This window comes from Streptomyces sp. NBC_01003 (genome assembly GCF_045162695.1).
Classification (GTDB): domain Bacteria; phylum Actinomycetota; class Actinomycetes; order Streptomycetales; family Streptomycetaceae; genus Streptomyces.
This window is the reverse complement of the sequence record NZ_CP108707.1, coordinates 8,087,341-8,110,622: the sequence shown is the minus strand read 5'-3', so window position 1 is coordinate 8,110,622 and position 23,282 is coordinate 8,087,341. Positions and strand designations below refer to the sequence as shown.

Here is a 23,282-nt window from a genome sequence, read left to right as displayed (position 1 = left end):
AAAGGCCCTAGAACTCACGCCCCCATGTCCCGGACGGTGACCTGCCCGGCGCGGGCGCGTTGGCCCGGACATGCCCCTTACGCAGAGCGCCTCCGGCCGTCGCCGCCGCCTCCTGGCCCCCACCACCGCAGAATCGGTTCCGCAGCCGCCGCCCCCGGAGCGCCCCGCACCCCCGGACCCGCCTATCTACCGCGCCCTGGTCAGCCACTGGGCCGACCACGGCAAGACCCTGCCGGGACGCCACGATCCGGAGTGGGCCCGGCTGGTGGCGTCCCCGGTCAGAACCGGGCAGTTCAGCGGGTTTCAGGACCGGCGAGGTGCCGGGCGATGACCATGCGCTGGATCTGATTGGTGCCCTCCACGATCTGGAGCACCTTGGCCTCACGCATATAGCGCTCGGCCGGGAAGTCGGCCGTGTAGCCGTACCCCCCGAGCACCTGGACGGCGTCCGTGGTGACCTTCATCGCCGTGTCCGTGCACATCAGCTTGGCCATGGCGGCCTGCTTGGAGAAGGGCCGGCCCGCGTCGCGCAGGCGGGCCGCCGTCAGATAGAGCGCGCGGCCGGCCTCGATCTGCGTGGCCATGTCGGCGAGCATGAAGCGCAGGCCCTGGAAGTCGGCGATGGGCCGCCCGAACTGCTCACGCCCTGTGGCGTACGCGAGGGCCTCGTCGAGGGCCGCCTGGGCCACGCCGATCGCGCAGGCCGCGATGCCGAGTCGCCCGGAATCGAGGGCGGAAAGCGCGATCGCGAAGCCCTGCCCCTCGTCGCCGATCCGGCGCGCGTCGCTCACGCGCACCCCGTCGAAGTGAACCTGCGCCGTCGGCGAGCCCTTCATTCCCATCTTCTTCTCGGGCGCCGCCGCACTCAGCCCCTCCGCGTCGCCAGGGACCAGGAACGCGGTGATGCCACGCGCCCCCTCGCCGCCGGAGCGCGCCAGGACGGTGTAGAAGTCGGCGATGCCGCCGTGCGTGATCCATGCCTTGGTGCCGGTGATCACCCAGTCGTCGCCTTCGCGGACGGCCTTGGTCCGCAGGGACGCGGCGTCCGATCCCGACGACGGCTCGGAGAGGCAGTACGCGCCGAGGAGGCCGCCGCCGAGCATGGCGGGCAGATGCTCCGCCCGCTGCTCCTTGTTGCCGAAATTGGCCAGTGCGTGACAGGCCAGCGTGTGGACGCTGACGCCGAGGCCGACGGTGAGCCGGGCGGCGGCGAGCTCCTCGAGGACCTGGAGATAGACCTCGTACGACTGGTCGCCGCCGCCGAAGTCGGAGTCGTAGGGGAGACCGAGCAGGCCCGAATCGGAGAGCAGTGAGAACGTCTCGCGCGGGAAGCGTCCGGCGTCCTCCTCCTCGGCCGCGCTCGGGGCGATCTCGCGCTGCACGAGCTCACGTACGAGCGAGAACAGATCCCGGGCCTCGTCCGTGGGCAGTTGACGGTCCACCGGCTGCGGGGCGCGGTCGGGCATATCGACGCTCTCCTCCCTGTCGGGCACTGCGGCGGTCGCGCGCGGGGTGTGCGGCGGCGCCGTGTTCGAGCCGCCGCCGAGGGCTCCGTTCCGGGTCTCGGACAGGCGCTGACCAGCGGCTGCGGCCCGTTGAGTATGCCTGTTCGAGAGCGGCCAGTCACCAGTTAACGACCGCTTACTTTAAAGATACCGAAAAGACGGCGCCGAGGCGGCCGGGGGCGGCGCCGAGCCCTCACCGACGGCTCCCGGAGCCCACGCCGGGAGCCGAGCACATTGGTCCGCACCATTGACCCCACTGGTCTAGTCCTCCTAAGGTTCCCTGCAACGTCTTAACGCGTTCATGCCAAAGACTCGTGACACGGATCGCGTGACGACGCCCCCGAGGTCCACAGCAAATCCCCCCACGCTCCCCTCCCCCACGAGGAGACACGATGCTCAGACCGCACCGTCCCCGCGCCCCCTTCCGGGCGCTCCTGTCCGCCGCGTGTTGCGCCGTCCTCGGCGCCGGACTGCTCGCCTCCGCGGGCACCGCCGCAGCACAGAACGAGGCCGGCCCCCAGAAAGCCGCGGCCGGTTCGAAGGTCGTCGGCTACTTCACCGAATGGGGTGTCTACGACCGGAACTACCACGTCAAGAACATCGAGACGTCGGGCTCGGCCGACAAGCTCACGCACATCAACTACGCCTTCGGCAACGTCACCGGCGGCAAGTGCGCGATGGGCGACTCCTACGCCGCGACCGACAAGGCGTACACCGCCGACCAGTCGGTGGACGGCGTCGCCGACACCTGGGACCAGCCGCTGCGCGGCAACTTCAACCAGTTGCTCAAGCTGAAGAAGCTGCACCCGAACCTCAAGATCCTCTGGTCCTTCGGCGGTTGGACCTGGTCGGGCGGGTTCACCGACGCGGCCAAGGACCCGGCCGGGTTCGCCCAGTCCTGCTACGACCTGGTCGAGAACTCCAAGTGGGCCGATGTCTTCGACGGCATCGACATCGACTGGGAGTACCCGAACGCCTGTGGCCTGTCCTGCGACACGAGCGGGCGCGACGCCTACAAGAGCCTGATGAGCGCGCTGCGTTCGAAGTTCGGCTCCAGCGCGCTGATCACGTCCGCGATCCCGGCCGACGCCTCCGACGGCGGCAAGATCGACGCCACCGACTACGCCGGCGCCGCCCAGTACGTCGACTGGTACAACCCGATGACGTACGACTACTTCGGGGCCTGGGACGCACAGGGGCCGACCGCCCCGCACTCGCCCCTGACCTCGTACAGCGGCATCCCGAAGGCGGGCTACAACACCGACGCCACCATCACCAAGCTCAAGGGCCTCGGCATCCCGGCGTCGAAGCTGCTGCTCGGCATCGGCTTCTACGGGCGCGGCTGGACCGGCGTCACGCAGGCGGCGCCCGGCGGCACGGCGACGGGCCCGGCGGCCGGCAAGTACGAGCAGGGCATCGACGACTACAAGGAGCTCAAGTCGAAGTGCCCGGCGACGGGCACGGTCGGCGGCACCGCCTACGCGTACTGCGGCAACAACTGGTGGAGCTACGACACCCCGGCCACCATCGCCGGGAAGATGGACTACAAGAACCAGCAGGGCCTCGGGGGCACGTTCCTCTGGGAGCTCAGCGGTGACACGACGAACGGCGAGCTGATCAAGTCGGTCAACTAGCCTTCCGAGTACGGCACTTGGGGCGGGGGATGCGCGGCGTCCCCCGCCCCTTCGCGGGTCGCGTCAGGGCCTCGCGGGCGCCGGGCAGTCCGGCTCGAACTGCTCGATGACCCGCAGCGTCTCGCCGAGCAGGCGCACCAGGAGTTCGCGCACCGTGTCCCTGGCGGGCGTGCGGTCGCCGATCCAGTCGAGCGTGACCCCCTCGACGCTGTACAGCCAGCCGAGCAGCGCCATCCGCGCGACCCGTGGAATGTCGCTGCGGCCGTAAGCACCCTCGGCGATGGTGGCGATCATCGCCTCGCGCACACCGTCCCGTACGGCGTGCACCTCGGCGTCGAAGCCGACGCCGCCGCTGATGATGGTGCGGTACGCGGCCTGGTGGTGCTCGGCGTAGCGGAGATAGCCGTCGATGGTGCGGTGCACGCGGTCCACGGGCGTGAGGTCGCCGACTCCGCCCGCGCGCGCGACCAGGTCGGCTACGGACTGCTCCACAATCGCGAGGTAGTAGCCGCGCTTCGACTTGAAGTAGTAGTAGATCAGCCCCTTGGCGACGCCCGCGTGCCGGGCGATGTCGTCCATCGACAGCGCGTCGTAGGACGTGTCCGCGAACAACTTCCGCCCGATGGTGATGAGTTCGGCGCGGCGCGCCACGGACCGGTCGGTGCTGCGCGCCTGCGGGCGCCCGAGACCGGAGCCCGCTCCGCGCTGTTGACTGTTATTCAATTTCAGCCCTGGTCTCCAACTGCCGGCGGGACATCCGCGGTTTGAACCTTCCCACGCGCTCCCCCTTTCCCGCGCGCTCCCTGCGCATGCGGACGACGTACGGGAGGAACAGTGGGCGAAGCACACCGGCACGGCAGAACCAATGGGAAGAAGAGGGCAGTTGTGGCGCTGCCCGCGGTTCTCGCGGTCGGCACGACGGCCTCCGTGATGGCGCAGGGCGCGCCGGCCGCGTCGTTCGCCGTCTCCGGCACCAGTTTCCAGATCCTCGGGCAATCTGAAGAGCCAGGGGCTCTCGTCGTACGTCCAGACGGACCGGGACGCCGACGGCAAGGGGCACCCCGTGGCGCTCCTCGGGATCGGAAACGCGACGCTGAGCGACATCTGCCAGGCGGCGGAGGTCAAGTCCCCTGTCGGGACAGTGGTGTTCGATCGGGACAGTGGTGTTCACGCTGACGGCGGGCGGTGACGCGGGCAAGGTCACCGCGAGCAATTCCGTCATCGACGGCGAGGACCTGGTGGGCGACGCCCGGTTCGGCACCGCCGAGATCCGGCGCGACGCCTCCACTCTGGACGCGGTGCACGGAGTCCAGGGCGAGCGAGGCAGGTTCGGGCTCCAGGCGCGCGGCATCGAGGTCGCCGAGGTCAGGTCGCACGCCTGGTCCGCGACCGGCGGGAACTTCCGACTCAGGGGCATGAAGGTCGATGTGAGCAGCGGCGGCAAGAAGTGCCTCTGAGCGGCGGCGGCCGGCTCGTGGCGGGGTGGCGCTGCCCGGAGCGGACGAGGACCGCGGGGTGCCCCGGGTGGTCGCGGTGGCGATCGCGGGGCACGGGGTGTAGGGGCTGCTGTTCGCCGGGGCACTGTTCGCGAGCGTTCTGGTGCGGGTGGCGGGGGCCTGGGCCGGGCTGCCGCTGTTCGCGGTGCTCGCGGGGCTCGACCTGCTGCCCCGGCGCTCTCCCGTGCGATGGCTCTACGGGCTCGTGGGGCTCCCGGACCGGCACCGGCGCGTCGAGCCGGGAGCCGGGGAGAGCCGGGTCACATCAGTCCGGCCTGCGTGACGAACATGGCGAGGACCACGACGAAGGTCCAGCCGAGGACGTGCTCCAGGATCTTGGGGCCGTTGTCCTTGGGGCCGCCGGTGCGGGTCTGGGCGGCGCGGTTCGTGGCGGTGGTCGCGGTCATGGCATCTCGCTGAGGTCGTCCGGCAGTGGCATCCCCCCACTGACCCGTCCACCATGCCACCGCCTCGGCCGGTTGTGGGCGAGAGCTTGGTCACGCACAACTACGCCGTGGCGTCTCCACCTCTACGGCAGACCGGGCGCGGCGGCGGAAGTCATCGCGGCATGCCACGGCCCCTCCCTGTCGCGCGGGGAGGGGCCGTGGCAGGTTCCTCAGCGGACGCCGACCGCCTCGAGCGCGCGGCGCTGCTTCGGGGTCGGGTGGGCCGGGAAGTACAGGTAGCAGACGCCGCCGGTGCCGGACACAACGCTGCCACTGGCGTTGTACCTCTTGGTACGGAGCCAGATTTTTTCCCACTCGGCCCGCTTGTAGACGCGGCGCACGGCCGCGTCGCTCGGCGACGCCGGGTCGTTGGCGATCACGTCGCCGTCCGCGGTGAAGCCGATCACCGTCATGAGGTGTCCGGACGTCCCGTAACCCGCGCCTGTCAGCTCCTCCTTGAGGAACGACTGCGACGTTATGGCCGGGATCCCCGCCGCGATCAGGGTCTCCAGATCACCGAGCGAACCGAGCCGCGTGACGACTCCCTGGAGGTCCTTGTACGTCGACGCGTAGGCCGCGTTGAAGGGCCAGTTGCCGCAGCCCTCGTACTGGTAGTCGTACGTGAAGCGGGCCGCGTGGCAGACCTGCGGGTCCGTGTAGTCCGGGTTGACCCAGGAGAGGTCGTCCGACGAGGGCTCGCGGCCCCAGTACTCGACGATCATCTGCGAGGACGTGGGGCTGCACCAGGCCTCGCCGCCGTTGTCGTACTCGGGGTACTGGCCCGCGTGGATGCTCTGCGAGTAGCGCGGAACGGACAGCTCCTTGGCGAGTCCCGGCTTCGAGGCCGGGACCGAGAAGCGGTCGGGCACGTCGGAGCCCATGGCCCCGAGCCGCCACACGAGGGGCGAGGCCTTGGAGCCCGGCGCGCGGTACAGGGTCAGCCGCAGGCGGTACGAGACGAGGCGCAGGCCCGAGGCCGCGTCGTCGATGGAGAAGGTGTCCGTCCAGATACTGGACTTGCCGTCCGACTGGTCGTCGACGGAGGTCCGCCGGATGTCCTGGTCACCCGCGGCCCAGCGGCCCATCACGTACCAGGGCGTCGCCGCGTCGTCGGAGTACGTGCCCTGGAGCTCGATCTGGATCCACGTACCGGCCGGTGTCCGCGCGTTCCAGGAGGCGATGACCTCCGTGGCGGGCACCGACAGGCGGTGCGCCGGGGAGGTCCACCGGCCGTACTCCCAGGTGGCGGTCTTGCCCGTGTGCGGATCCGTGTAGTCGGTTCGGCCCTCGGGGGTCGCGAGCGTGAGCCCGGGGCGGGACCCGGCGACGGCGCGGGTGCCGGCCGCCGTTCCGGAGCGCCAGTCCGAGTGCGAGGTCCAGGCGTGGTTGTCCACGAGGCGCGGGGTCGCGTGAGCGCGCGCCGGGGCGCCGGTGCCGGCGACGGCGGTGCCCGACGTCGTGGCGAGCGCCGCTGCGCCAGCGGTGGCCGCGGCGGCGGTGAGCAGGGTTCTGCGGGACAGAGGTTCGGGTCGGGTCATGGGCGGGGCTCCCCCAGTCGACGAGATATCCGTAAAGGGGCGGGTGAGGTGCACGGCAGTGCGCCAACTATGGCCGGTACCCGCTGACTTCCACCAGCGTTTCCGGGCCGGTCATCACTACCAATATTGGCCTGTACCACTGGCATGACCTGCGGCGGCGCGCGGGAAACCGGCCGGACACCTCCCGTACCCTTGCGGGCGATGACCTTCCAGCACCTCCCGCTCCCCCGGCTCGCCGCGACCCTGCGGGCCCTGCCGCCCTCCTGCGGCCCGGTCCGGCTGGTCGCCGTCGACGGCCACGCGGGCTCCGGCAAGTCGACGTTCGCCGCCCGGCTCGCCGAGGCGCTCGGGCAGGCGCCCGTCCTGCACCTCGACGATCTCGCCAGCCACGACGCCCTCTTCGACTGGACGGCGCGGCTGCGCGAGCAGGTCATCGATCCGCTCTCCCGCGGCGAGAGCGCCCGGTACGAGCCGTACGACTGGAACGCCCGGAGCTTCGGCACCCCGCGCGTCCTGGCGCCCGCGCCGGTGGTCCTGATGGAGGGCGTGGGCGCGGGCCGGCGGGCCGTACGGCCTTCCCTGGCGAGGCTGTTGTGGATGGACACTCCCGAGGAGGTGTCCTGGGAACGGGGGCGGCGACGGGACGGACCGCCGCAGAGGGAGTTCTGGGACGGCTGGATCCGTGCGGAGCGCGCGCACTTCGCCGACGACCCCTCGCGCCCCTTCGCGCAGACATTGGTACGAGAGTGTCCGGAGGGCTACGAGGCACGTCAGATGCCTCCCGGGACCGGACTTTCGACGCCTTCCGTCACTCACCGTGAGGGTCCGTCGGCAGCGCGCTGAACGCCCCTGAGACGCCTTCCGCCAGTTTCCACGAGTGCCTCAACTCGGCTTGACCGAGGGGCCGTACAGGACTTACGTTCTGAATGTGCGGCCTTACGGGGTCGCCCGCAGACGCGAAGCCCCCGGTTGTTCCCCCGTGATCGGGGGCTTCGTTCTGCCTTGTTCACCCTTTCAGGGGTGCGGCGAGCCCCACCTTGTTCACCCTCGGTCACCGTCCGGCCCCGCCCCCACCTGCGCCGTCCGCCTTGGATCCGGCCCTGCGGCGCCCTCGGCCGACGACTCCTGCGCAGGTACGATGCCTTTCGGTGCGGCCTACGGACGGCTCGCGGCCCGTACCGTGACAACTCCCGTCCACAGCACATCGGTTCGGCGCAGGAGCCGGCGGGCACCGGCCCGGCGGCGCACCACGGGGGCACGGTTTGTGGGGGACGTGATGGACTTCGGCACACAGGGCTCGCCCGGCCCGGCCGACCTCGCCTGGGTGCGTGGCGTGGACGCCTACACCATGGGCGCCTATCCGCAGGCCGAGGAGGAGTTCCGGGCCGCGGTCCGGATGGATCCCGGCATGGCCGACGGCTGGCTGGGGCTGCACGCGTTACGCATCGACACGACGACAGCGCTGCTGCGCATGTTCCGGCACCGCGACCGGTTCGGCGAACAGCGCACCCGGCACCGGCGCACTCTCAACTCCTGGTACTGGCTGGGCTGGTGGGTGCAGCCCGTCCTGGAGCGGCCGCGCGATCTGCTCCTTGCACACGCGTCGCACTGGCTCGACGGGCGGCATGTCCCGGACCTGGACGGGGCGTTGGCGGCGCTGCCGCGCGTGGACGCCGATCCGCAGGTGCGGTTCCTGCACGCCTGCCGCGCCTACCTCGTCAAGGACTGGGAGCAGCTGGTCCGGCATACCGATCCGCTGCTCGACGACGGGCTCCTCGGCATCGAGGCCGGGCTCTTCGGCGGGATGGCCCGGGTGCGCCTGGAGATGTACGGGCAGGCCGAGCCGCTGCTGTCCGCAGCGCTGATGCGCTGCCGGAGCGAGCAGCCCCAGCGCAAGGAGCTGCGCTACTGGCTGGCCCGCGCGCACGAGGGCACCGGCCGCTCCGCCGCCGCGCTCCCCCTGTACCGGGCCGTGCACCGCGTGGACCCCGCCTTCATGGACACCTCGGCCCGCCTCGCGGCCATCGCCGAGGGCGACGGCTACGGCGACTTCGGCGACGGCACCGACCTCAGTCCCCTCACCATGACCGGGCTCGGCCAGGATGCGCTGGACGGCTCCGAGTCGATGGACCCGCTGTACGAGGGCGACGGCCGGGACCTGAAGGTGAGCGAGCCCGATCTGCCGCCGCCCGGCGCGGTGCCCGCCGAGACCGACACGGTCCGCGAGAAGGCCGTCGTACCGATCACGCCGCAGCTGCCCGCCGGGCCCGCCGACCCCGCGCTCCTCGAGGAGGCACTCGCCGAGCTGGAGCGGATGGTCGGCCTGGAACCCGTGAAGCGGCAGGTCAAGGCGCTGTCTGCGCAGCTCAACATGGCGCGCCTGCGGGCCGGGCAGGGCCTGCCCGTGCAGCCGCCGAAACGGCACTTCGTCTTCTCGGGCCCCTCCGGCACCGGCAAGACCACCGTGGCCCGCATCCTGGGCCGCGTCTTCTACGCGCTCGGGCTGCTCGGCGGCGACCATCTCGTGGAGGCCCAGCGCGCCGACCTGGTCGGCGAGTATCTGGGCCAGACGGCCGTGAAGGCGAACGAACTGATCGACTCGGCCATCGGCGGCGTCCTGTTCGTCGACGAGGCGTACGCCCTGTCGAACTCGGGCTATGGCAAGGGAGACGCGTACGGCGACGAGGCGCTCCAGGTGCTCCTGAAGCGCGCCGAGGACAACCGGGACCACCTGGTGGTGATCCTCGCGGGCTACCCGGAGGGCATGGACCGCCTCCTCGCGGCGAACCCCGGACTGTCTTCGCGCTTCACGACGCGGGTCGACTTCCCCTCGTACCGGCCCCTCGAACTCACCGCGATCGGCGAGGTACTCGCCGCGGAGAACGGTGACGTGTGGGACGAGGAGGCCCTCGACGAGCTGCGCTCCATCAGCGGGCACGTCGTCGACCAGGGCTGGATCGACGAGCTCGGCAACGGCCGCTTCCTGCGGACGCTGTACGAGAAGTCGTGCGCCTACCGGGACCTGCGGCTGACGGGATACACGACGACGCCCACGCGGGACGACCTGTCGACACTGCGGCTGCCCGATCTGATGCAGGCGTACGGCGAGGTCCTCTCGGGGCGCGGGCCCCAGGACCCATCCGCGATGTGACAGGACGAAGGGGCGGGCCCGATGCGGGACCCGCCCCTTCGCCGTGTGCGCCTGTCAGCCGGCCAGCGCCTCCTCCGGCGCCTCGGCCCGCGGCTCCGCGACCCTGGCCCCGGGCGCCGGAGCGTCCCGGTGCGCCGGGTCCCGGACCTCGCCGACGAGCATCTCCAGGACGTCCTCCAGGGCGACCAGGCCGAGGACCCGGCCCGAGGCGTCGGCGACCTGCGCGAGGTGCGTCGCGGCGCGGCGCATCACCGTCAGGGCGTCGTCGAGCGGGAGTTCGGCGCGCAGCGTCGTCATGGGACGCCAGATCTGCTGCGGAACCGCGCGGTCGTGGTCCGCGGAGTCGATCAGGTCGAGGACGTCCTTCACATGCAGATAGCCCATGAAGGCGCCCCCCTCCGCGCAGACGGGGAAGCGGGAGTAGCCCGTACGGCCCGTCAGCTCGATGACCTGGCCCGGGGTGACCGAGGGGCCGACCGTGACGAGGGACGACCGGTCGAGCAGGACGTCGGTGACCGGGCGCGAGCCCAGCTCCAGGGCGTCCTCCAGGCGTTCCTGCGCCTCGGGTTCGAGCAGCCCCGCCTGTCCGGAGTCCTCGACGAGACGGCCGAGCTGCACGCTGGTGAAGACCGCCTCGACCTCGTCCCGCGGCTCGACCCCGAACAGCCTGAGCACGAGCCGCGCACAGGCGCCGAGGGCGACGGTGACCGGCCGGCACAGCCGGGCGAAGGCGACGAGGCCGGGGCTGAACCACAGCGCGGTCTTCTCCGGCGCCGCCATCGCGAGGTTCTTCGGGACCATCTCGCCGATGACGAGGTGGAGGAAGACCACGCCGGCCAGCGCGATCACGTAGCCGAGAGGGTGGATCACTCCCTCGGGCAGGTGCATCGCCTCGAAGAGCGGCTCCAGCAGATGGGCGACCGTCGGCTCGGCGACCGCGCCGAGCGTCAACGAGCAGACGGTGATGCCGAACTGGGCCGCCGCCATCATCTGCGGCAGGTGCTCCAGGCCGTACAGGACCTGGCGGGCCCGCTTGTTGTCGATGGGCTCGATCTGGCTGCGGCGCACGGAGACGAGGGCGAACTCGGCGCCCACGAAGAAACCGTTGGCCAGCACGAGGAGCAGGGCGAAGAAGAGCTGGAGGGCGCTCATCGGGCGGCCTCCGCCGGCCGGGCGGCGTCCGCGGTCCGTACGATCCGGACGCGCTCCGCGCGGTAGTGGTCGACCTGACGCACCGCGAGCCGCCAGCCGGGCAGCTCGGCCCGGTCGCCGGGCGCGGGGATCCGGCCGAGCAGATCGGCGACGAGACCGGCGACGGTCTCGTACGGGCCTTCCGGTACGTCGAGTCCTATGCGGCGCAGGATGTCGACCCGGCAGCTGCCGTCGGCGTCCCACGCGGGGCGGCCGTCCTCGGACGGGGCGACCGCGAGTTCGGGCAGGTCGAGGCGGTCGTGCTCGTCGCGGACCTCGCCGACGAGCTCCTCGACGATGTCCTCCAGGGTGACGACCCCGGCCGTGCCGCCGTACTCGTCGACGACGACGGCTATGGGCTGCTCGCTGCGCAGGCGCTCCAGGAGGGGCTGCACGGGCAGCGTCTCCGGGACGAGCAGCGGGGCCTGGGCGATGCGGCTCACGGGGGTGCGCAGCCGGTCGTGCGCGGGCACCGCGAGGGCGTCCTTGAGGTGCACCATGCCGACGATCTCGTCGATCCGCTCGTGGTAGACCGGGAAGCGGGAGAGACCGGTGGCGCGCGTGAGGTTGACGACGTCCTCGGCGGTCGCCGAGGACTGGAGCGCGCTGACCTTCACGCGCGGCGTCATGACGTGCTGGGCGGTGAGCTCTCCGAGGGACAGGGTGCGGACGAACAGGTCCGCCGTGTCCTGCTCCAGGGTGCCCGCCTGTGCGGAGTGCCGGGCCAGGGAGACGAGCTCGCCGGGGGTGCGGGCCGAGGCCAGCTCGTCGGCGGGCTCGACGCCCAGGGCGCGTACGGCGCGGTTGGCCACGGCGTTGAGCAGGGCGATCACGGGCCGGAAGAGGCGCGAGAACGCGTGCTGGGGGCCCGCGACGAACCGTGCGACCTGGAGCGGCTTGGACACCGCCCAGTTCTTCGGCACCAGCTCGCCGATCACCATCTGCACGGCGGAAGCCAGCAGCATGCCGATGACGACGGAGACACCTCCGACGGCGCCTTCCGGGATGCCGACGGCGGTGAAGGGCCCCGCGAGCAGCGTCGCGAGCGCCGGTTCGGCGAGCATGCCGACGACCAGCGAGGTGATGGTGATGCCGAGCTGGGTGCCGGAGAGCTGGAAGGACAGCTCCTTCAGGGCGTTCACGACGGTGCGGGCCCGTCGGTCGCCGTCGGCCGCTGCCTTCTCGGCGTCGGCGCGCTCCACCGTGACGAGGCCGAACTCGGCCGCCACGAAGAAGCCGTTGGCCAGGATCAGCAGGAATGCCGCTCCGAGGAGCAACAAGGGGATGGTCATGCCGCCGCCTCCGCGCACACAACGCGCAATTCGGTCGCGCTATGTCGGGAGGGGGCGGCGCATGTACTGCAGGACGAACCGTCCATCGCCGGAGGGAGTCACTCCTCGGGTAGCAGGAAACCCCCGGGGCCCTGGCGGACCCGTCGTCGGGAGCGGGGCGGCGATGTGCGCGCGCCCCGCCACCAGATTAATCAAGACAGGGGTGGAAGCGTCAGGGCGTGCGGCCCTGAGTCAGCCCTGAAGTTCCCCGGAGGCCGTGGAACGGGCCTCGGTGAGGGCGCGCAGGGCACGCGCGTCGGTGAGGGCACGCTCCTTGGCCATGGCGGGCTGGATGCCCATGGCGGCCAGGCTCGTGCCGTCGCTGAGGTTGAGGAACACCCAGGGGTCGCCGGGCCGCAGGGTGACCTGGACGATCTCCGCCCAGGCCAGGCGGCGGCTGCGGGCGATGTTCACGACGGTGACGCCCTCGTCGTCCGCCACGATCTTGGGCCGGGCGAGCAGGACGAGCCCGCCGACGAGGAGCGCCCCGGTGAAGATGAAGGTGAGGCGGTCGCCCGGGTTGAGGCCGCCCAGCATGAGCGCGATGGCCGTGAGAGTGACGAACATCGCTCCGCCGAGGCCGAGCAGGACGGCCCGGGTGCGGGCCGGCCGGAAGGTGACGGGCAGCGTGGGGACTTCGGACATGACTGCGGTCCTCAAAGGCGGCAGGCGTGGATGGCTGTGGTCAGGATGGCCCGCGCGCCGAGGTCGTACAGGTCGTCCATGATGCGCTGGGCGTCCTTGGCGGGGACCATCGCACGGACGGCGACCCAGCCCTCGTTGTGCAGGGGCGAGACCGTGGGCGACTCGAGGCCCGGGGTGAGGGCGACGGCCTGCTCCAGGTGCTCGGCGCGGCAGTCGTAGTCCATCATCACGTACGTCCTGGCGACCAGGACGCCCTGGAGGCGGCGCAGGAACTGCTGGACCTTGGGCTCCTCCGCGGCCGCGCCGCAGCGGCGGATCACGACGGCCTCGGACTTCATGATCGGCTCGCCGAAGACCTCGAGTCCCGCGTTGCGCAGGGAGGTGCCGGTCTCGACGACGTCCGCGATGACCTGGGCGACGCCCAGCTCGATGGCCGTCTCGACGGCGCCGTCGAGGTGGACGACGGACGCGTCGACGCCGGACTCGGCGAGGTGCTTGCCGACGATGCCCTCGTAGGAGGTGGCGATCGTCTTGCCCGCGAGGTCCTCGAGACCGGAGACGGTGCCCGGCTTGGCGGCGAAGCGGAACGTGGAGCGGGCGAAGCCGAGCGGCAGGATGACCTCGGCGTTGACGCCGGAGTCGATCAGCAGGTCCTCGCCGGTGATGCCGATGTCGAGCTTGCCCGACGACACGTAGATCGCGATGTCCTTGGGCCGGAGGTAGAAGAACTCCACCTCGTTGACCGGGTCGACGAGGACGAGCTCCTTGGACTCCTTGCGCTGCTGGTATCCGGCCTCATGGAGCATCGCCGACGCAGGTCCGGACAGTGAACCCTTGTTGGGGACGGCGATGCGCAGCATGAGGTCGGATTCCTTTGCGTGAGAGACGTGAAAGAGGGGCGTGTCGCGTGTGGCGGTGGGCGCCGGCTCTAGAGGTGGGCGTAGACGTCGTCGAGGGAGATTCCCCGGGCCACCATCATCACCTGGACGTGGTACAGCAGCTGCGAGATCTCCTCGGCAGCGGCCTCCTTGCCCTCGTGCTCGGCGGCCATCCAGACTTCGGCGGCCTCCTCGACGACCTTCTTGCCGATGGCATGGACGCCCTTGTCCACCAGTTCGGCGGTGCGGGACGTCGCGGGGTCGCCGTTCTTGGCCTTGAGCTGAAGCTCGGCGAAGAGCTCTTCGAAGGTTTTGTTCGCCATGATGGCCCTAAGACTACGGGGTACGCCCGGCCACTCAGCGCCAGGGTTCGCTGACCGAACGCAGTGTGGCCGCCGTGGCGACGGCCGCGGTGACGGCCTCGTGGCCCTTGTCCTCGTTCGAGCCCTCGATCCCGGCGCGGTCGAGGGCCTGCTCCTCCGTGTCACAGGTCAGCACGCCGAAGCCGACGGGGACGCCGGTGTCGATGGTGACCTGGGTGAGCCCCATGGTGACGCCCTGACACACGTACTCGAAGTGCGGTGTGCCGCCGCGGATGACGACTCCGAGGGCGACGATCGCGTCGTAGCCGCGGCCCGCAAGGACCTTGGCGACGACGGGGAGCTCGAAGCTGCCCGGGACCCGCAGGAGCGTCGGCTCGTCGATGCCCAGCTCGTGCAGGGCGCGCAGGGCGCCGTCCACGAGGCCGTCCATCACCTTCTCGTGCCACTGCGCCGCGATGACGGCGACGCGCAGGTCACCGCAGTTGCGTACGGACAGTTCGGGTGCGCCCTTGCCACTCACGTTGCTCCTCAGTGCTTGTGTGGTGCTGTGTTCGGTGTTCGGTATGCCGTCTGAAAGGGGTACGGGCTACTGGTTCGCGCAGGTCGTGGACGCGGGGGCGTCCAGCCAGGGCAGGTCGTGGCCCATCCGGTCCCGCTTGGTGCGCAGGTAACGGAGGTTGTGCTCGCCCGCCTGGACCGGCATGGACTCGCGGGCGACGACCTTGAGGCCGTGCCGCAGGAGCGCGTCGGTCTTGTCGGGGTTGTTGGTCAGCAGGCGCAGGCCGCGCACGCCGAGGTCCTCGAGGATCTGGGCGCCCGCCGCGTAGTCCCGTGAGTCGGCCGGCAGGCCGAGTTCCAGATTGGCGTCCAGCGTGTCGCGGCCGCGCTCCTGAAGCTCGTAGGCGCGCAGCTTGGAGAGCAGGCCGATGCCGCGCCCCTCGTGACCGCGCAGGTAGACGACGATGCCGCGCCCCTCCTCGGTGATGCGCCGCATGGACTCCTCCAGCTGGGGGCCGCAGTCGCAGCGCAGCGAGTGGAAGACGTCGCCGGTGAGGCACTCGGAGTGGACCCGGACGAGAACGTCCTCGCCGTCGCCGATCTCGCCGTGGACGAGGGCGACATGCTCGACGCCGTCGACCGTGGAGCGGTAGCCGTACGCGGTGAAGTCGCCGAAGGCGGTGGGGAGATTGACCTCGGCCTCGCGGCGGACCGTCGGCTCGGAGGAGCGGCGGTAGGCGATCAGGTCCTCGATGGAGATGATCGTCAGGCCGTGCTTGCGGGCGAACGGGATCAGCTCGGGCAGGCGGAGCATCGTGCCGTCCTCGCCCGCGATCTCGACGATCGCTCCGGCGGGGCGCAGGCCCGCGAGCCGGGCGAGGTCGACGGCTGCCTCGGTGTGGCCGTTCCTGACCAGGACACCGCCGGCCTTGGCGCGCAGCGGGAAGATGTGGCCCGGCCGTACGAAGTCGCCGGCCTCGGCGGTGCCGCCGGCCAGGAGCTGGAGCGTGGTGGCGCGGTCGGCGGCGGAGATGCCGGTGGTCACGCCGTGCGCGGGGCCCGCGTCGACGGAGACCGTGAAGGCCGTGCGCATCGACTCGGTGTTGTTCTCGACCATCTGCGGCAGCTGGAGGCGCTCCAGTTCGTCGTTCTCCATGGGAGCGCAGATCAGGCCGCGGCACTCGCTCATCATGAAGGCGACGATCTCGGGGGTGGCCTTCTCGGCCGCGATGACGAGGTCTCCCTCGTTCTCGCGGTCCTCGTCGTCGACGACCACGACGGGCCGGCCGTTCGCGATGTCGCGGATCGCCTGCTCGACGGGGTCGAGCGACAGGTCCGAGTTGTCCTCGTCGTGCGAGGTGCTGTACCAGACGTCGGTGCCTGAGGGGGCAGCGCGCAGCGCCTCGTCGAGGGCGGTGGTGGGAGACGGGTGAGTGGTCATGCCGGGGCTCCTTCCAGGGCGGGCTGCGAGGCCGAGCGGGACCGCAGCCACCAGTCGCGCATGCCCCACAGGACGAGCGCGCCGTAGATCACGTAGACGAAACCGGAGAAGGCGAATCCGTTGGCGAAGTTCAGCGGTACGCCCACCAGGTCGACGAGCAGCCAGGCGAACCAGAACTCGACCATGCCGCGCGCCTGGGCGTACATGGCGACGATCGTGCCGACGAATATGTACGCGTCCGGCCAGGGGTCCCACGACAGCGTGGGGAATGCGGTGAACAGGCCGCCGACCGCCAGGGTGCCGAGTGCGGCGGCGCCCAGCAGGTAGCCGCGCTCGCGCCAGGTGGCGAACCGGACGGCGAGGGAGCCGTCCTGGGCCTGACCCTTGCCGCGGTTCCACTGCCACCAGCCCCAGGCGGCGACGACGATGACCACGAGCTGCTTGCCCGCGCTGCCCGAGAGGTGGGCGGTCGCGAAGGCCGTGAGGAGGATGAGGCCGGAGACGAGCTGCGCGGGCCAGGTCCAGATCGAGCGGCGCCAGCCGAGCGCCAGGGCGACCAGACCGACGGTGTTGCCGATCATGTCGGACCACATGATGTGCTGGCCGAAGAGCGTGAACGCCTCGGAGTTCAGCCAGTTCAGGCTCACTTGGTCGCCTCCTGGGCACGGTCGCCGAGCAGCCGCTCGACGTACTTGGCGATGACGTCGACCTCGAGGTTGACCGGGTCGCCGGCCTGCTTGAGGCCGAGCGTGGTCAGGGCGAGGGTGGTGGGGATGAGGCTGATGGTGAAGTAGTCGGGGCCCGCGTCGACGACCGTGAGGCTCACTCCGTCGACGGTGATGGAGCCCTTCTCGACGACGTAGCGCGCGAGGTGCGCCGGGAGCGAGACCTTGACGATCTCCCAGTTCTCCGACGGCTTGCGCTCGACGATGCTGCCCGTGCCGTCGACGTGGCCCTGCACGATGTGTCCGCCCAGGCGGGCGCCGACAGCGGTGGGGCGCTCCAGGTTGACCCGGGAGCCGACAGCGAGGGCGCCGAGGCTGGACCGGTCGAGGGTCTCCGCCATGACGTCGGCGGTGAACTCGTCGCCCTCGTGCTCCACGACCGTCAGACAGACGCCGTTGACGGCGATGGAGTCGCCGTGCCGGGCCCCTTCGGTGACGACGGGGCCGCGCAGCCTGAAGCGGGAGGCGTCGCCGAGTTCCTCGACGGCAGTGATCTCGCCCAGCTCTTCGACGATTCCGGTGAACACTTCAGTGCTCCTTCGCTGCAGGGGCCGCGGGGCCGACAAGGGTGGCGGTGAGGCGCAACGCCTCAGGGCCGGCGGGGATTCCTGAAGGAGCGAAGGACGCGTGCGGGCGCACGGCTGCTCGCCGGGCGGGCACTGCGGAAGTGGGGGCCACCGGGTCCTCCTGCCTCTTCGGGCACGGACTCCGGGGCACTGTCGCGATACGGCGACAGAACGTACGGGCGAGGACACCGAGGCCGACGCCGAATGAGACCTGTCCCTGAGGACACGTCGAAACAGACGGCGGCGTGCACGAATGCCCGCCCGCCGCGCACTGCCTCCCATCCGGACTTTAACCGTCGGTCCAGGAATTTCACCTGGTCAACCGGCCGCTGGAAGCGACCGGGTCGCGGACTGTAACCGCCGGTTCGGACTTTCACCGACCCCGGAGTGCGCTGCTTCTGGTACAGGGCCAGTGTGCCACGTCCCCGCATGGGCCAAACGGGTGATCGGCTGTGGGCTGGCTCACAGGCCGTGTGCGTGGACTCGCGCAGCGTTCCGGGCGGTCCCCTCTGCCAGGGCGAGAGCGTCAGGATCGCAACCGCCGAGGTGGGCGGCGTGCCGGCGGAATCCTGAGGCGCCTCGCGGGCGATGTCACATTTTCGCGCCGTCACCGGTCTCACCCGGCGAGGGACGTTCCACCGTGGAGCGTCCGGTGTGCGAAGGGGCTGAACTGCGATGACCACGATCCTGGTGACCGGCGGCACGGGAACCCTCGGCAGGCTCGTCGCCGAGCGGCTGCGCGCGGGCGGGCACGAGGTGCGCGTGCTCAGCCGGCACGCGCGGCCGTACGCGGTGGACCTGCGCGAGGGCGGGCCCGGCCTGGACGAGGCCGTCACGGATGTGGACGCGATCGTGCACTGCGCGAGCACGCCGCGCGGCGGTGACGAGAAGGCGGCCGGGCATCTGATCGAGGCCGCGCGGCGGGCCGGGGTGCCGCATCTGCTGTACATCTCGATCGTGGGCGTGGACCGGGTGCCGCTCGGCTACTACAAGTCGAAGCACGCGGTCGAGAAGCTGGTCGAGGAGTCGGGTCTCGGCTGGACGGTGCTGCGCACGACGCAGTTCCACGACCTGGTGTTCCAGGGTCTTCGGACGCTGGCCAAGCTGCCGGTGATGCTCCTTCCCGCGGGGGTCGCCGACCAGCCGGTCGAAGTCGCCGAAGTGGCCGATCGCCTGGCGGAGCTGGCGACGGGCGCACCTGCGGGGCGCGTGGCGGACATGGGTGGTCCCGAGGTGCGCACGGCCCCGGATCTGGCCCGCGCCTACCTGCGCGCGAGCCGTCGGCGCCGGCCGTTCGTCGAGGTGCGCCTGGCCGGGAAGGCGTACAAGGGCATGCGGGACGGCGGGCATCTGACGCCCGAACGGGCAGTGGGCAAGGGCACGTTCGAGGAGTTCCTCGCGCGGCGGTTCCCGGCGAGCTGACCCGGGTGCGTGCGCGGGGTCAGCGGTCCGTCGGCGCGAAGAGGTCGTCCTGCGCCCCGTCACGCGCCATGAGCAGCGCTCCTCGCAGCACCGCGCCGCCGCCGAGGGCGCCGGCCCGCACCTCCGTGGGCAGGGGGGACATGGCGGCGAGGCGGGTGGCGACCAGGGTCGCGAGGCGGTCACCTCCCGCGCGGCCGACCTCGCCGCCCAGGACGAGGCAGCCGGGGTCGAGGACGGCGACGACCGAGGCGGCGCCGAGGACGAGCCGGTCGGCGAGTGCGTCGAGGAAGCGGGCGGCGGGCGTCCCGGGCTCCGCTCGCACCGCTTCACCCACGAGCGCCGTGGCGGCCGGCTCCCCCGGTGCGGCCGTCGGGCCCACCAGGCCGTGCGCACGGGCGAGTTCGGCGACGGCGGCGGATCCGGCCAGCGAGTGGAAGCCTCCGTCGCACCCGGTCGCGGACGGGAGTCCGGACGTCCCGGGCACGGGCAGGAAGCCGATCTCGCCGGTGCCGCCGGAGGCCCCCCGGCGCAGGACGCCGTCGAGGACGACCGCGGCGCCGATGCCGTGGCCGAGCCAGAGCAGGGCGAACGTGTCGCGGTCGCGGGCCGCGCCGTCGCGCTGTTCGGCGAGGGCGGCGAGATTGGTCTCGTTCTCGACCAGGACGCGGGCGGGCAGGCGTTCGTGGAGGGCGGCGACGAGGCGGCGGTGCCACTCGGGCAGGCCCGACGAGTCGCGCAGTTCGCCGGTGGCGGGGTCGATGAGACCGGGCGCGCCGATTCCCACGGTGTGCAGGCGTTCGGCGCCCGCGTCCTTCGCCGTGCGCTCGACGAGGGCGACGGCCCGTTCGACGGCGGGGCCGGTGCCTTCCTCGTCGTCGATGGGCGCGGACGCCTCGGCGAGGACCGTGCCCACCAGGTCGGCGACGGTGAGGGTGACGCCCTCGGTGCGGACGTCGAGCGCGGCGAGATGGGCGAGCCCGGAGACGATCCCGTGGAGCTTGGCGTTGGGGCCGCGGCGCTGGGCGCCGGCCTCCCCGACGACCTCGATCAGGCCCTGGGCCGTGAGCCGCTCGACGAGGTCGGCGACGGAGGGCCGGGACAGGCCGGTGAGCTCCTTCAACTTCCCGGCGGTCAGGGGCCCTTCGCTCTGGAGGAGGCGCAGTGCGAGCCGGTCGTTGATGGCCCTGGCGGTACTCGGTGATGCGGGCATGGCGCGGATCCTTCCAGATCGCCTTCGCTGCCGGGACCGGGGCTGCACGGGGAGACCGCTGGGAAACCGACTATTTATCAGGCAGGGTTCCTGATAGTTTACGCCAGTAGCCTGGGGACGGTATCGGGAGGGCACGCCGGATGAGTGAAGTCGGTTACGGGGCAAGGGAGTTGAAGCGCGCCCGCTATGCGGTCGCGGCCGTCTTCTGCGTCCATGGAGCGGTCACCGGGTCGTTCGCGACCCGGGTGCCCTGGATCCAGGAGCACGCGGGGGTCAGCGCGGGCCAGCTGGGACTCGCGCTCGCCTTCCCCGCGCTCGGCGCCTCGGTGGCGATGCCGATCGCGGGCTGGGTGAGCCATCGGTTCGGCGCGCGCACGGCGCTGCGCGGGCTGCTGGCCCTGTGGACGCTCGCGCTGATCCTGCCCTCGCTCGCGCCGAATCTGCTCGTGCTGTGCGTGGCTCTCTTCGCGTACGGCGCGTCGGCGGGCATGTCGGACGTGGCGATGAACGCGCTGGGCGTCGAGGTCGAGAACCGCCTCGACCGGTCGATCATGTCCAGCCTGCACGGCATGTGGAGCGTGGGCGCCCTCATCGGCTCGGCGGCCGGCACGCTGGCCGCGCACCTCGGCTCCGACGCCCGGCTGCACCACCTGCTCGCCGCGGCGACGCTGACGGTCGTGGGCTTCGTCGCGTGCGGAGGCGTACTGGACCTGCGCCCCACGGAGGACGAGGAGCCGCCGCCGCGCTTCGCGCTGCCGCCCAGGTCGGCGCTGCTGATCGGCGCCGTCGGCTTCTGCGCCGTCTTCGCCGAGGGGGCGAGCCTGGACTGGTCGGCGGTCTATCTGCGGGACGTCCTGGACACGTCCGCCGGACTCGCGGCCGCGTGCACCACCGCGTTCACCCTCACGATGGCCGTGGCGCGGCTCGCCGGCGACAGGATCGTGGACCGGTTCGGCGCGGTGCGCACCGTGCGGGTCGGCGGGGTGGGCGCCGCGCTCGGCGGACTGCTCGTCGTGGTGGCGCCGAACCCGGCGGTCGCGATGGCCGGATTCGGCCTGATGGGCCTCGGGATCGCGGTCGTCGTGCCGCTCGCCTTCGCGGCGGCGGGTCGCAGCGGACCGAATCCGAGCCAGGCCATCGCCGGTGTCGCCACCATCACGTACACCTCGGGCCTCATCGCCCCTTCCGCGATCGGGACGGTCGCCGACGCGACGAGCCTGGTGGTGTCGTTCGGTCTGGTGACGTTCCTGGCGTGCGGGCTCGCGGTGTTCGCGGGGGTGCTGCGCACGGGTGAGCGTAAGCGGACGAAGCAGGCCGAGGTCAGTCCTGCGTCCGCAGGAGCTCACGGCCAAGGGTCCTGAACATCTCGCTCCAGGGGGCGGGGCGCAGGGTGGCCGGGTCGAGGCGGACGAGCACGCGGGTGCCTCGGGCGTAGGTCGTCCCACCGTCCGCCGAGCAGAAGCGGAAGCCGTACGTCAGGCCGGTGGTGCCGAGCCGGTCGAGCCAGAGGTGCACGGCGTACGCGCCGGGGCGGTTGACCGGCGCGTCGTAGGTGATGCGCAGTTCCTTGACCGCGTTGCAGAAGTCGCCGGCCGCCACCCAGTCGCCCTCGAAGACGAGGCCGCGCTCCGCCCACAGCGCGGCCCAGGCCCGCTCGACCATCACCGGGTAGCGGGCGTTGTGGAGCAGGCCGAGCGCGTCGAGGTCGTCGAAATGGACGGTGACGGGGACGAGCTGTCCGTAAGACTGGGCGGGGCGGGCGAGGGCTTCGGCGGTCACGGGTGGGGCTCCTGATGCGGTACGTACAAGAGCCCCATCGTACGACCTTGAACTAAGCAAACGCTCAGCAGGCCGGACCGGGAGCGCGGCGCGACCCGCTCAGCCCGCGATCGAGTCCAGCTGTTCGGCCGCCGGGCGCAGCGCCCACAGGTCCCCGCCGGGCGGCGTCTCCAGATCCGGGACCGCCCGCTTCGCCGCGGCGCTCCCCGCATCGGCGGCCGCGTGCACGATGTCGCTCGCCGCGAACCGGTGGAACTCCAGCTCGGGGTGCGGCCACGCCGTCGCCCCGGTGGCCGCGGGCAGCAGATAGTCGACGGCCTTGAACAGGCTCTGACCGTCTGGGCCCCGGTACGACCACAGGTCCACGCCCACATGCCGCCCGATCGCGGCGAGCCGGGTGTAGGCGACCAGATCGAAGGTCGAGTAGTGCCAGCTGCGGGTCCTGGCGAGCTCCTGCGGCTGGCTGCCGTCGCCCGCGATCTGCGGGGCGATGCGCTTGGTGCGGGCGTCGAGGACGGTGCGGCGGGCGAGGGCGGTGTCGCCGGTCGCGTAGGCGAGGGCCGCGACCTGGAGGTCGTAGAACGTGCCGTGGTTGTTCTCGGCGGCGCCCTCCTGCTTGCCGAAGTCGCTGTCCACGAGCCAGCCGAGGAAGTCCTTGTTCCACTCCCCCATCGCGGAGCGGTCGCCCTTCGACCAGCCGGGGGCGCCCGTGCCGAGCAGGGCGACGGCGTCGGTGACGCTCGTGTACGACTGCGAGAAGTCGATGATGCCGATGGCCCGGCCGTCGTACTTGCAGGGGATGAACTGCGCGTGGTCCAGGTTCGGGTTCATGCGCGTGTCCGGGTCGAGGAACCACGTGCGCAGGACCGTGGCCGCCTTCTCCGCGTACTCCTTACGGCCCGTGTAGTACCAGGCGAGGGCAAGGTCGTACGTCGAGTCGAAGACCTTCTCCACGTCCTGGCGGTCGGTCCCGGTGTCGACCTCGGGGTTGCGCTGTCCGTCGCGCTGGACGTACGGGCAACCCCAGGGGTTGTCGGCGGTGGGGGTCTGCGAGGGCCACCAGTAGGGGGCCTGGCTCAGGTAGTCGTGCACGTCGCCGCCCGGCGCGGGCTTCGGTTTGTCGACCACGGTCCAGGGGCCCTGGTCCAGCCAGGTGTCGGCGCGGGCCGTCAAGTCCCTCACGGCGCGCTTGAGTTGCGGGTCGCCGTGGTCGAGGCGCTGCTTGGTCCGCAGCAGCCGCTCACCGTCGAGGACGGCGGTGCGCGGGGCCCTCACGCCGGCCGTCGCGGACTGGGCCGGGACCAGGACGGCGGTGAGGGCCGCCGCCGCGGTGAGCAGGGCACCGAGACGCACACGGGATCTGGCACGCATCACAACTCCCATCACATATCTGAACGACGTTCATGGATCGAGCCGTGCGAGCGTAGAGCGCCTAGGTGGGCGTGACAATGCCCCTGACAGGGATTCATGGATGAGATCGGGGTCGTCGACCGTGGCGCGAGA

General features: G+C 71.4%; 23 protein-coding genes and 1 riboswitch. Of the genes, 7 read left to right on the top strand and 16 right to left on the bottom strand.

Going from position 1 to position 23,282, the window contains the following annotated elements; translation table 11 throughout:
- Positions 1–293 precede the first annotated feature (293 nt).
- Positions 294–1,466: an acyl-CoA dehydrogenase family protein gene (locus OG698_RS37015; RefSeq protein ID WP_406108240.1), complete on the bottom strand. Its 1,173-nt coding sequence runs from the start codon at positions 1,464–1,466 to the stop codon at positions 294–296.
- A gap of 431 nt (positions 1,467–1,897) precedes the next feature.
- Between OG698_RS37015 and OG698_RS37010 the strand changes: the two genes are divergently transcribed.
- Positions 1,898–3,139: a glycoside hydrolase family 18 protein gene (locus tag OG698_RS37010; RefSeq protein ID WP_406108238.1), complete on the top strand. Its 1,242-nt coding sequence runs from the start codon at positions 1,898–1,900 to the stop codon at positions 3,137–3,139.
- A 63-nt stretch (positions 3,140–3,202) separates the two neighbouring features.
- Here the strand turns inward: OG698_RS37010 and OG698_RS37005 are convergent, their stop codons facing one another.
- Positions 3,203–3,862, bottom strand: coding sequence for a TetR/AcrR family transcriptional regulator (locus OG698_RS37005; RefSeq protein ID WP_406108236.1), 660 nt, complete (start codon positions 3,860–3,862; stop codon positions 3,203–3,205).
- A 274-nt stretch (positions 3,863–4,136) separates the two neighbouring features.
- Between OG698_RS37005 and OG698_RS37000 the strand changes: the two genes are divergently transcribed.
- Together OG698_RS37000 and OG698_RS36995 are read left to right on the top strand one after the other, a co-directional pair.
- Positions 4,137–4,328 (top strand): DUF6230 family protein, encoded by a 192-nt coding sequence (locus OG698_RS37000; RefSeq protein ID WP_406111495.1) that lies wholly within the window; start codon positions 4,137–4,139, stop codon positions 4,326–4,328.
- Positions 4,300–4,596, top strand: coding sequence for a DUF6230 family protein (locus OG698_RS36995; protein WP_406108234.1), 297 nt, complete (start codon positions 4,300–4,302; stop codon positions 4,594–4,596). The genes OG698_RS37000 and OG698_RS36995 overlap by 29 nt, the downstream gene beginning before the upstream one ends.
- 299 nt (positions 4,597–4,895) lie before the next feature.
- Here OG698_RS36995 and OG698_RS36990 read toward each other — a convergent pair whose 3' ends face one another.
- On the bottom strand, positions 4,896–5,042 hold the full coding sequence (locus OG698_RS36990; RefSeq protein WP_406108232.1) for an SCO1431 family membrane protein: 147 nt from the start codon (positions 5,040–5,042) through the stop codon (positions 4,896–4,898).
- Between the two features lie 209 nt (positions 5,043–5,251).
- Complete coding sequence (locus tag OG698_RS36985; protein WP_406108231.1) at positions 5,252–6,619, bottom strand: peptidase C39 family protein; 1,368 nt, start codon at positions 6,617–6,619, stop codon at positions 5,252–5,254.
- A gap of 201 nt (positions 6,620–6,820) precedes the next feature.
- Here OG698_RS36985 and OG698_RS36980 point away from each other — a divergent pair, with 201 nt between their 5' ends.
- Together OG698_RS36980 and OG698_RS36975 are read left to right on the top strand one after the other, a co-directional pair.
- On the top strand, positions 6,821–7,462 hold the full coding sequence (locus OG698_RS36980) for a uridine kinase (protein WP_406108229.1): 642 nt from the start codon (positions 6,821–6,823) through the stop codon (positions 7,460–7,462).
- Between the two features lie 433 nt (positions 7,463–7,895).
- Complete coding sequence (locus tag OG698_RS36975; protein ID WP_406108227.1) at positions 7,896–9,770, top strand: AAA family ATPase; 1,875 nt, start codon at positions 7,896–7,898, stop codon at positions 9,768–9,770.
- 54 nt (positions 9,771–9,824) lie between these two features.
- Here OG698_RS36975 and OG698_RS36970 read toward each other — a convergent pair whose 3' ends face one another.
- The 9 genes from OG698_RS36970 to OG698_RS36930 form a co-directional block, all read right to left on the bottom strand.
- A complete protein-coding gene (locus tag OG698_RS36970) occupies positions 9,825–10,922 on the bottom strand; it encodes a hemolysin family protein (RefSeq protein WP_406108226.1) in 1,098 nt (365 codons plus the stop codon).
- Positions 10,919–12,253 (bottom strand): hemolysin family protein, encoded by a 1,335-nt coding sequence (locus OG698_RS36965; protein WP_406108224.1) that lies wholly within the window; start codon positions 12,251–12,253, stop codon positions 10,919–10,921. Before OG698_RS36965 ends, OG698_RS36970 begins: the two co-directional genes overlap by 4 nt.
- Before the next feature lie 231 nt (positions 12,254–12,484).
- Entirely contained in the window at positions 12,485–12,937 is a 453-nt protein-coding gene (locus OG698_RS36960; protein WP_399970896.1) for a PH domain-containing protein, read from the bottom strand.
- A gap of 11 nt (positions 12,938–12,948) precedes the next feature.
- Positions 12,949–13,797 (bottom strand): ATP phosphoribosyltransferase, encoded by an 849-nt coding sequence (gene hisG / locus OG698_RS36955; RefSeq protein ID WP_406108222.1) that lies wholly within the window; start codon positions 13,795–13,797, stop codon positions 12,949–12,951.
- Positions 13,798–13,865: 68 nt separating this feature from the next.
- A complete protein-coding gene (locus OG698_RS36950) occupies positions 13,866–14,138 on the bottom strand; it encodes a phosphoribosyl-ATP diphosphatase (protein WP_100597453.1) in 273 nt (90 codons plus the stop codon).
- A gap of 34 nt (positions 14,139–14,172) precedes the next feature.
- Complete coding sequence (ribH, locus tag OG698_RS36945) at positions 14,173–14,658, bottom strand: 6,7-dimethyl-8-ribityllumazine synthase (RefSeq protein WP_100597452.1); 486 nt, start codon at positions 14,656–14,658, stop codon at positions 14,173–14,175.
- 66 nt (positions 14,659–14,724) lie between these two features.
- Positions 14,725–16,077 carry a bifunctional 3,4-dihydroxy-2-butanone-4-phosphate synthase/GTP cyclohydrolase II gene (locus OG698_RS36940; protein ID WP_406108220.1) on the bottom strand — a complete coding sequence of 451 codons (1,353 nt, stop codon included), beginning with the start codon at positions 16,075–16,077 and terminating at the stop codon, positions 14,725–14,727.
- Complete coding sequence (locus OG698_RS36935; RefSeq protein ID WP_326778742.1) at positions 16,074–16,718, bottom strand: nicotinamide mononucleotide transporter family protein; 645 nt, start codon at positions 16,716–16,718, stop codon at positions 16,074–16,076. Before OG698_RS36935 ends, OG698_RS36940 begins: the two co-directional genes overlap by 4 nt.
- A gap of 2 nt (positions 16,719–16,720) precedes the next feature.
- Positions 16,721–17,329, bottom strand: coding sequence for a riboflavin synthase (locus OG698_RS36930; protein WP_100597450.1), 609 nt, complete (start codon positions 17,327–17,329; stop codon positions 16,721–16,723).
- Positions 17,330–17,632: 303 nt separating this feature from the next.
- Positions 17,633–17,763: riboswitch (FMN riboswitch) on the bottom strand.
- A gap of 280 nt (positions 17,764–18,043) precedes the next feature.
- Here OG698_RS36930 and OG698_RS36925 point away from each other — a divergent pair.
- Entirely contained in the window at positions 18,044–18,790 is a 747-nt protein-coding gene (locus tag OG698_RS36925) for an SDR family oxidoreductase (RefSeq protein WP_406108219.1), read from the top strand.
- Positions 18,791–18,809: 19 nt separating this feature from the next.
- On the opposite strand, the gene OG698_RS36920 is transcribed toward OG698_RS36925, so the two are convergent.
- Positions 18,810–20,000 (bottom strand): ROK family transcriptional regulator, encoded by a 1,191-nt coding sequence (locus OG698_RS36920; RefSeq protein WP_406108217.1) that lies wholly within the window; start codon positions 19,998–20,000, stop codon positions 18,810–18,812.
- A 140-nt stretch (positions 20,001–20,140) separates the two neighbouring features.
- Here OG698_RS36920 and OG698_RS36915 point away from each other — a divergent pair, with 140 nt between their 5' ends.
- Positions 20,141–21,361, top strand: a complete 1,221-nt coding sequence (locus OG698_RS36915; RefSeq protein ID WP_399970891.1) for an MFS transporter — start codon at positions 20,141–20,143, stop codon at positions 21,359–21,361.
- Here the strand turns inward: OG698_RS36915 and OG698_RS36910 are convergent.
- Complete coding sequence (locus OG698_RS36910; protein WP_406108215.1) at positions 21,321–21,779, bottom strand: acyl-CoA thioesterase; 459 nt, start codon at positions 21,777–21,779, stop codon at positions 21,321–21,323. The genes OG698_RS36915 and OG698_RS36910 overlap by 41 nt on opposite strands.
- 99 nt (positions 21,780–21,878) lie before the next feature.
- Positions 21,879–23,150 (bottom strand): alginate lyase family protein, encoded by a 1,272-nt coding sequence (locus OG698_RS36905; protein ID WP_406108214.1) that lies wholly within the window; start codon positions 23,148–23,150, stop codon positions 21,879–21,881.
- Between the last annotated feature and the right edge of the window lie 132 nt (positions 23,151–23,282).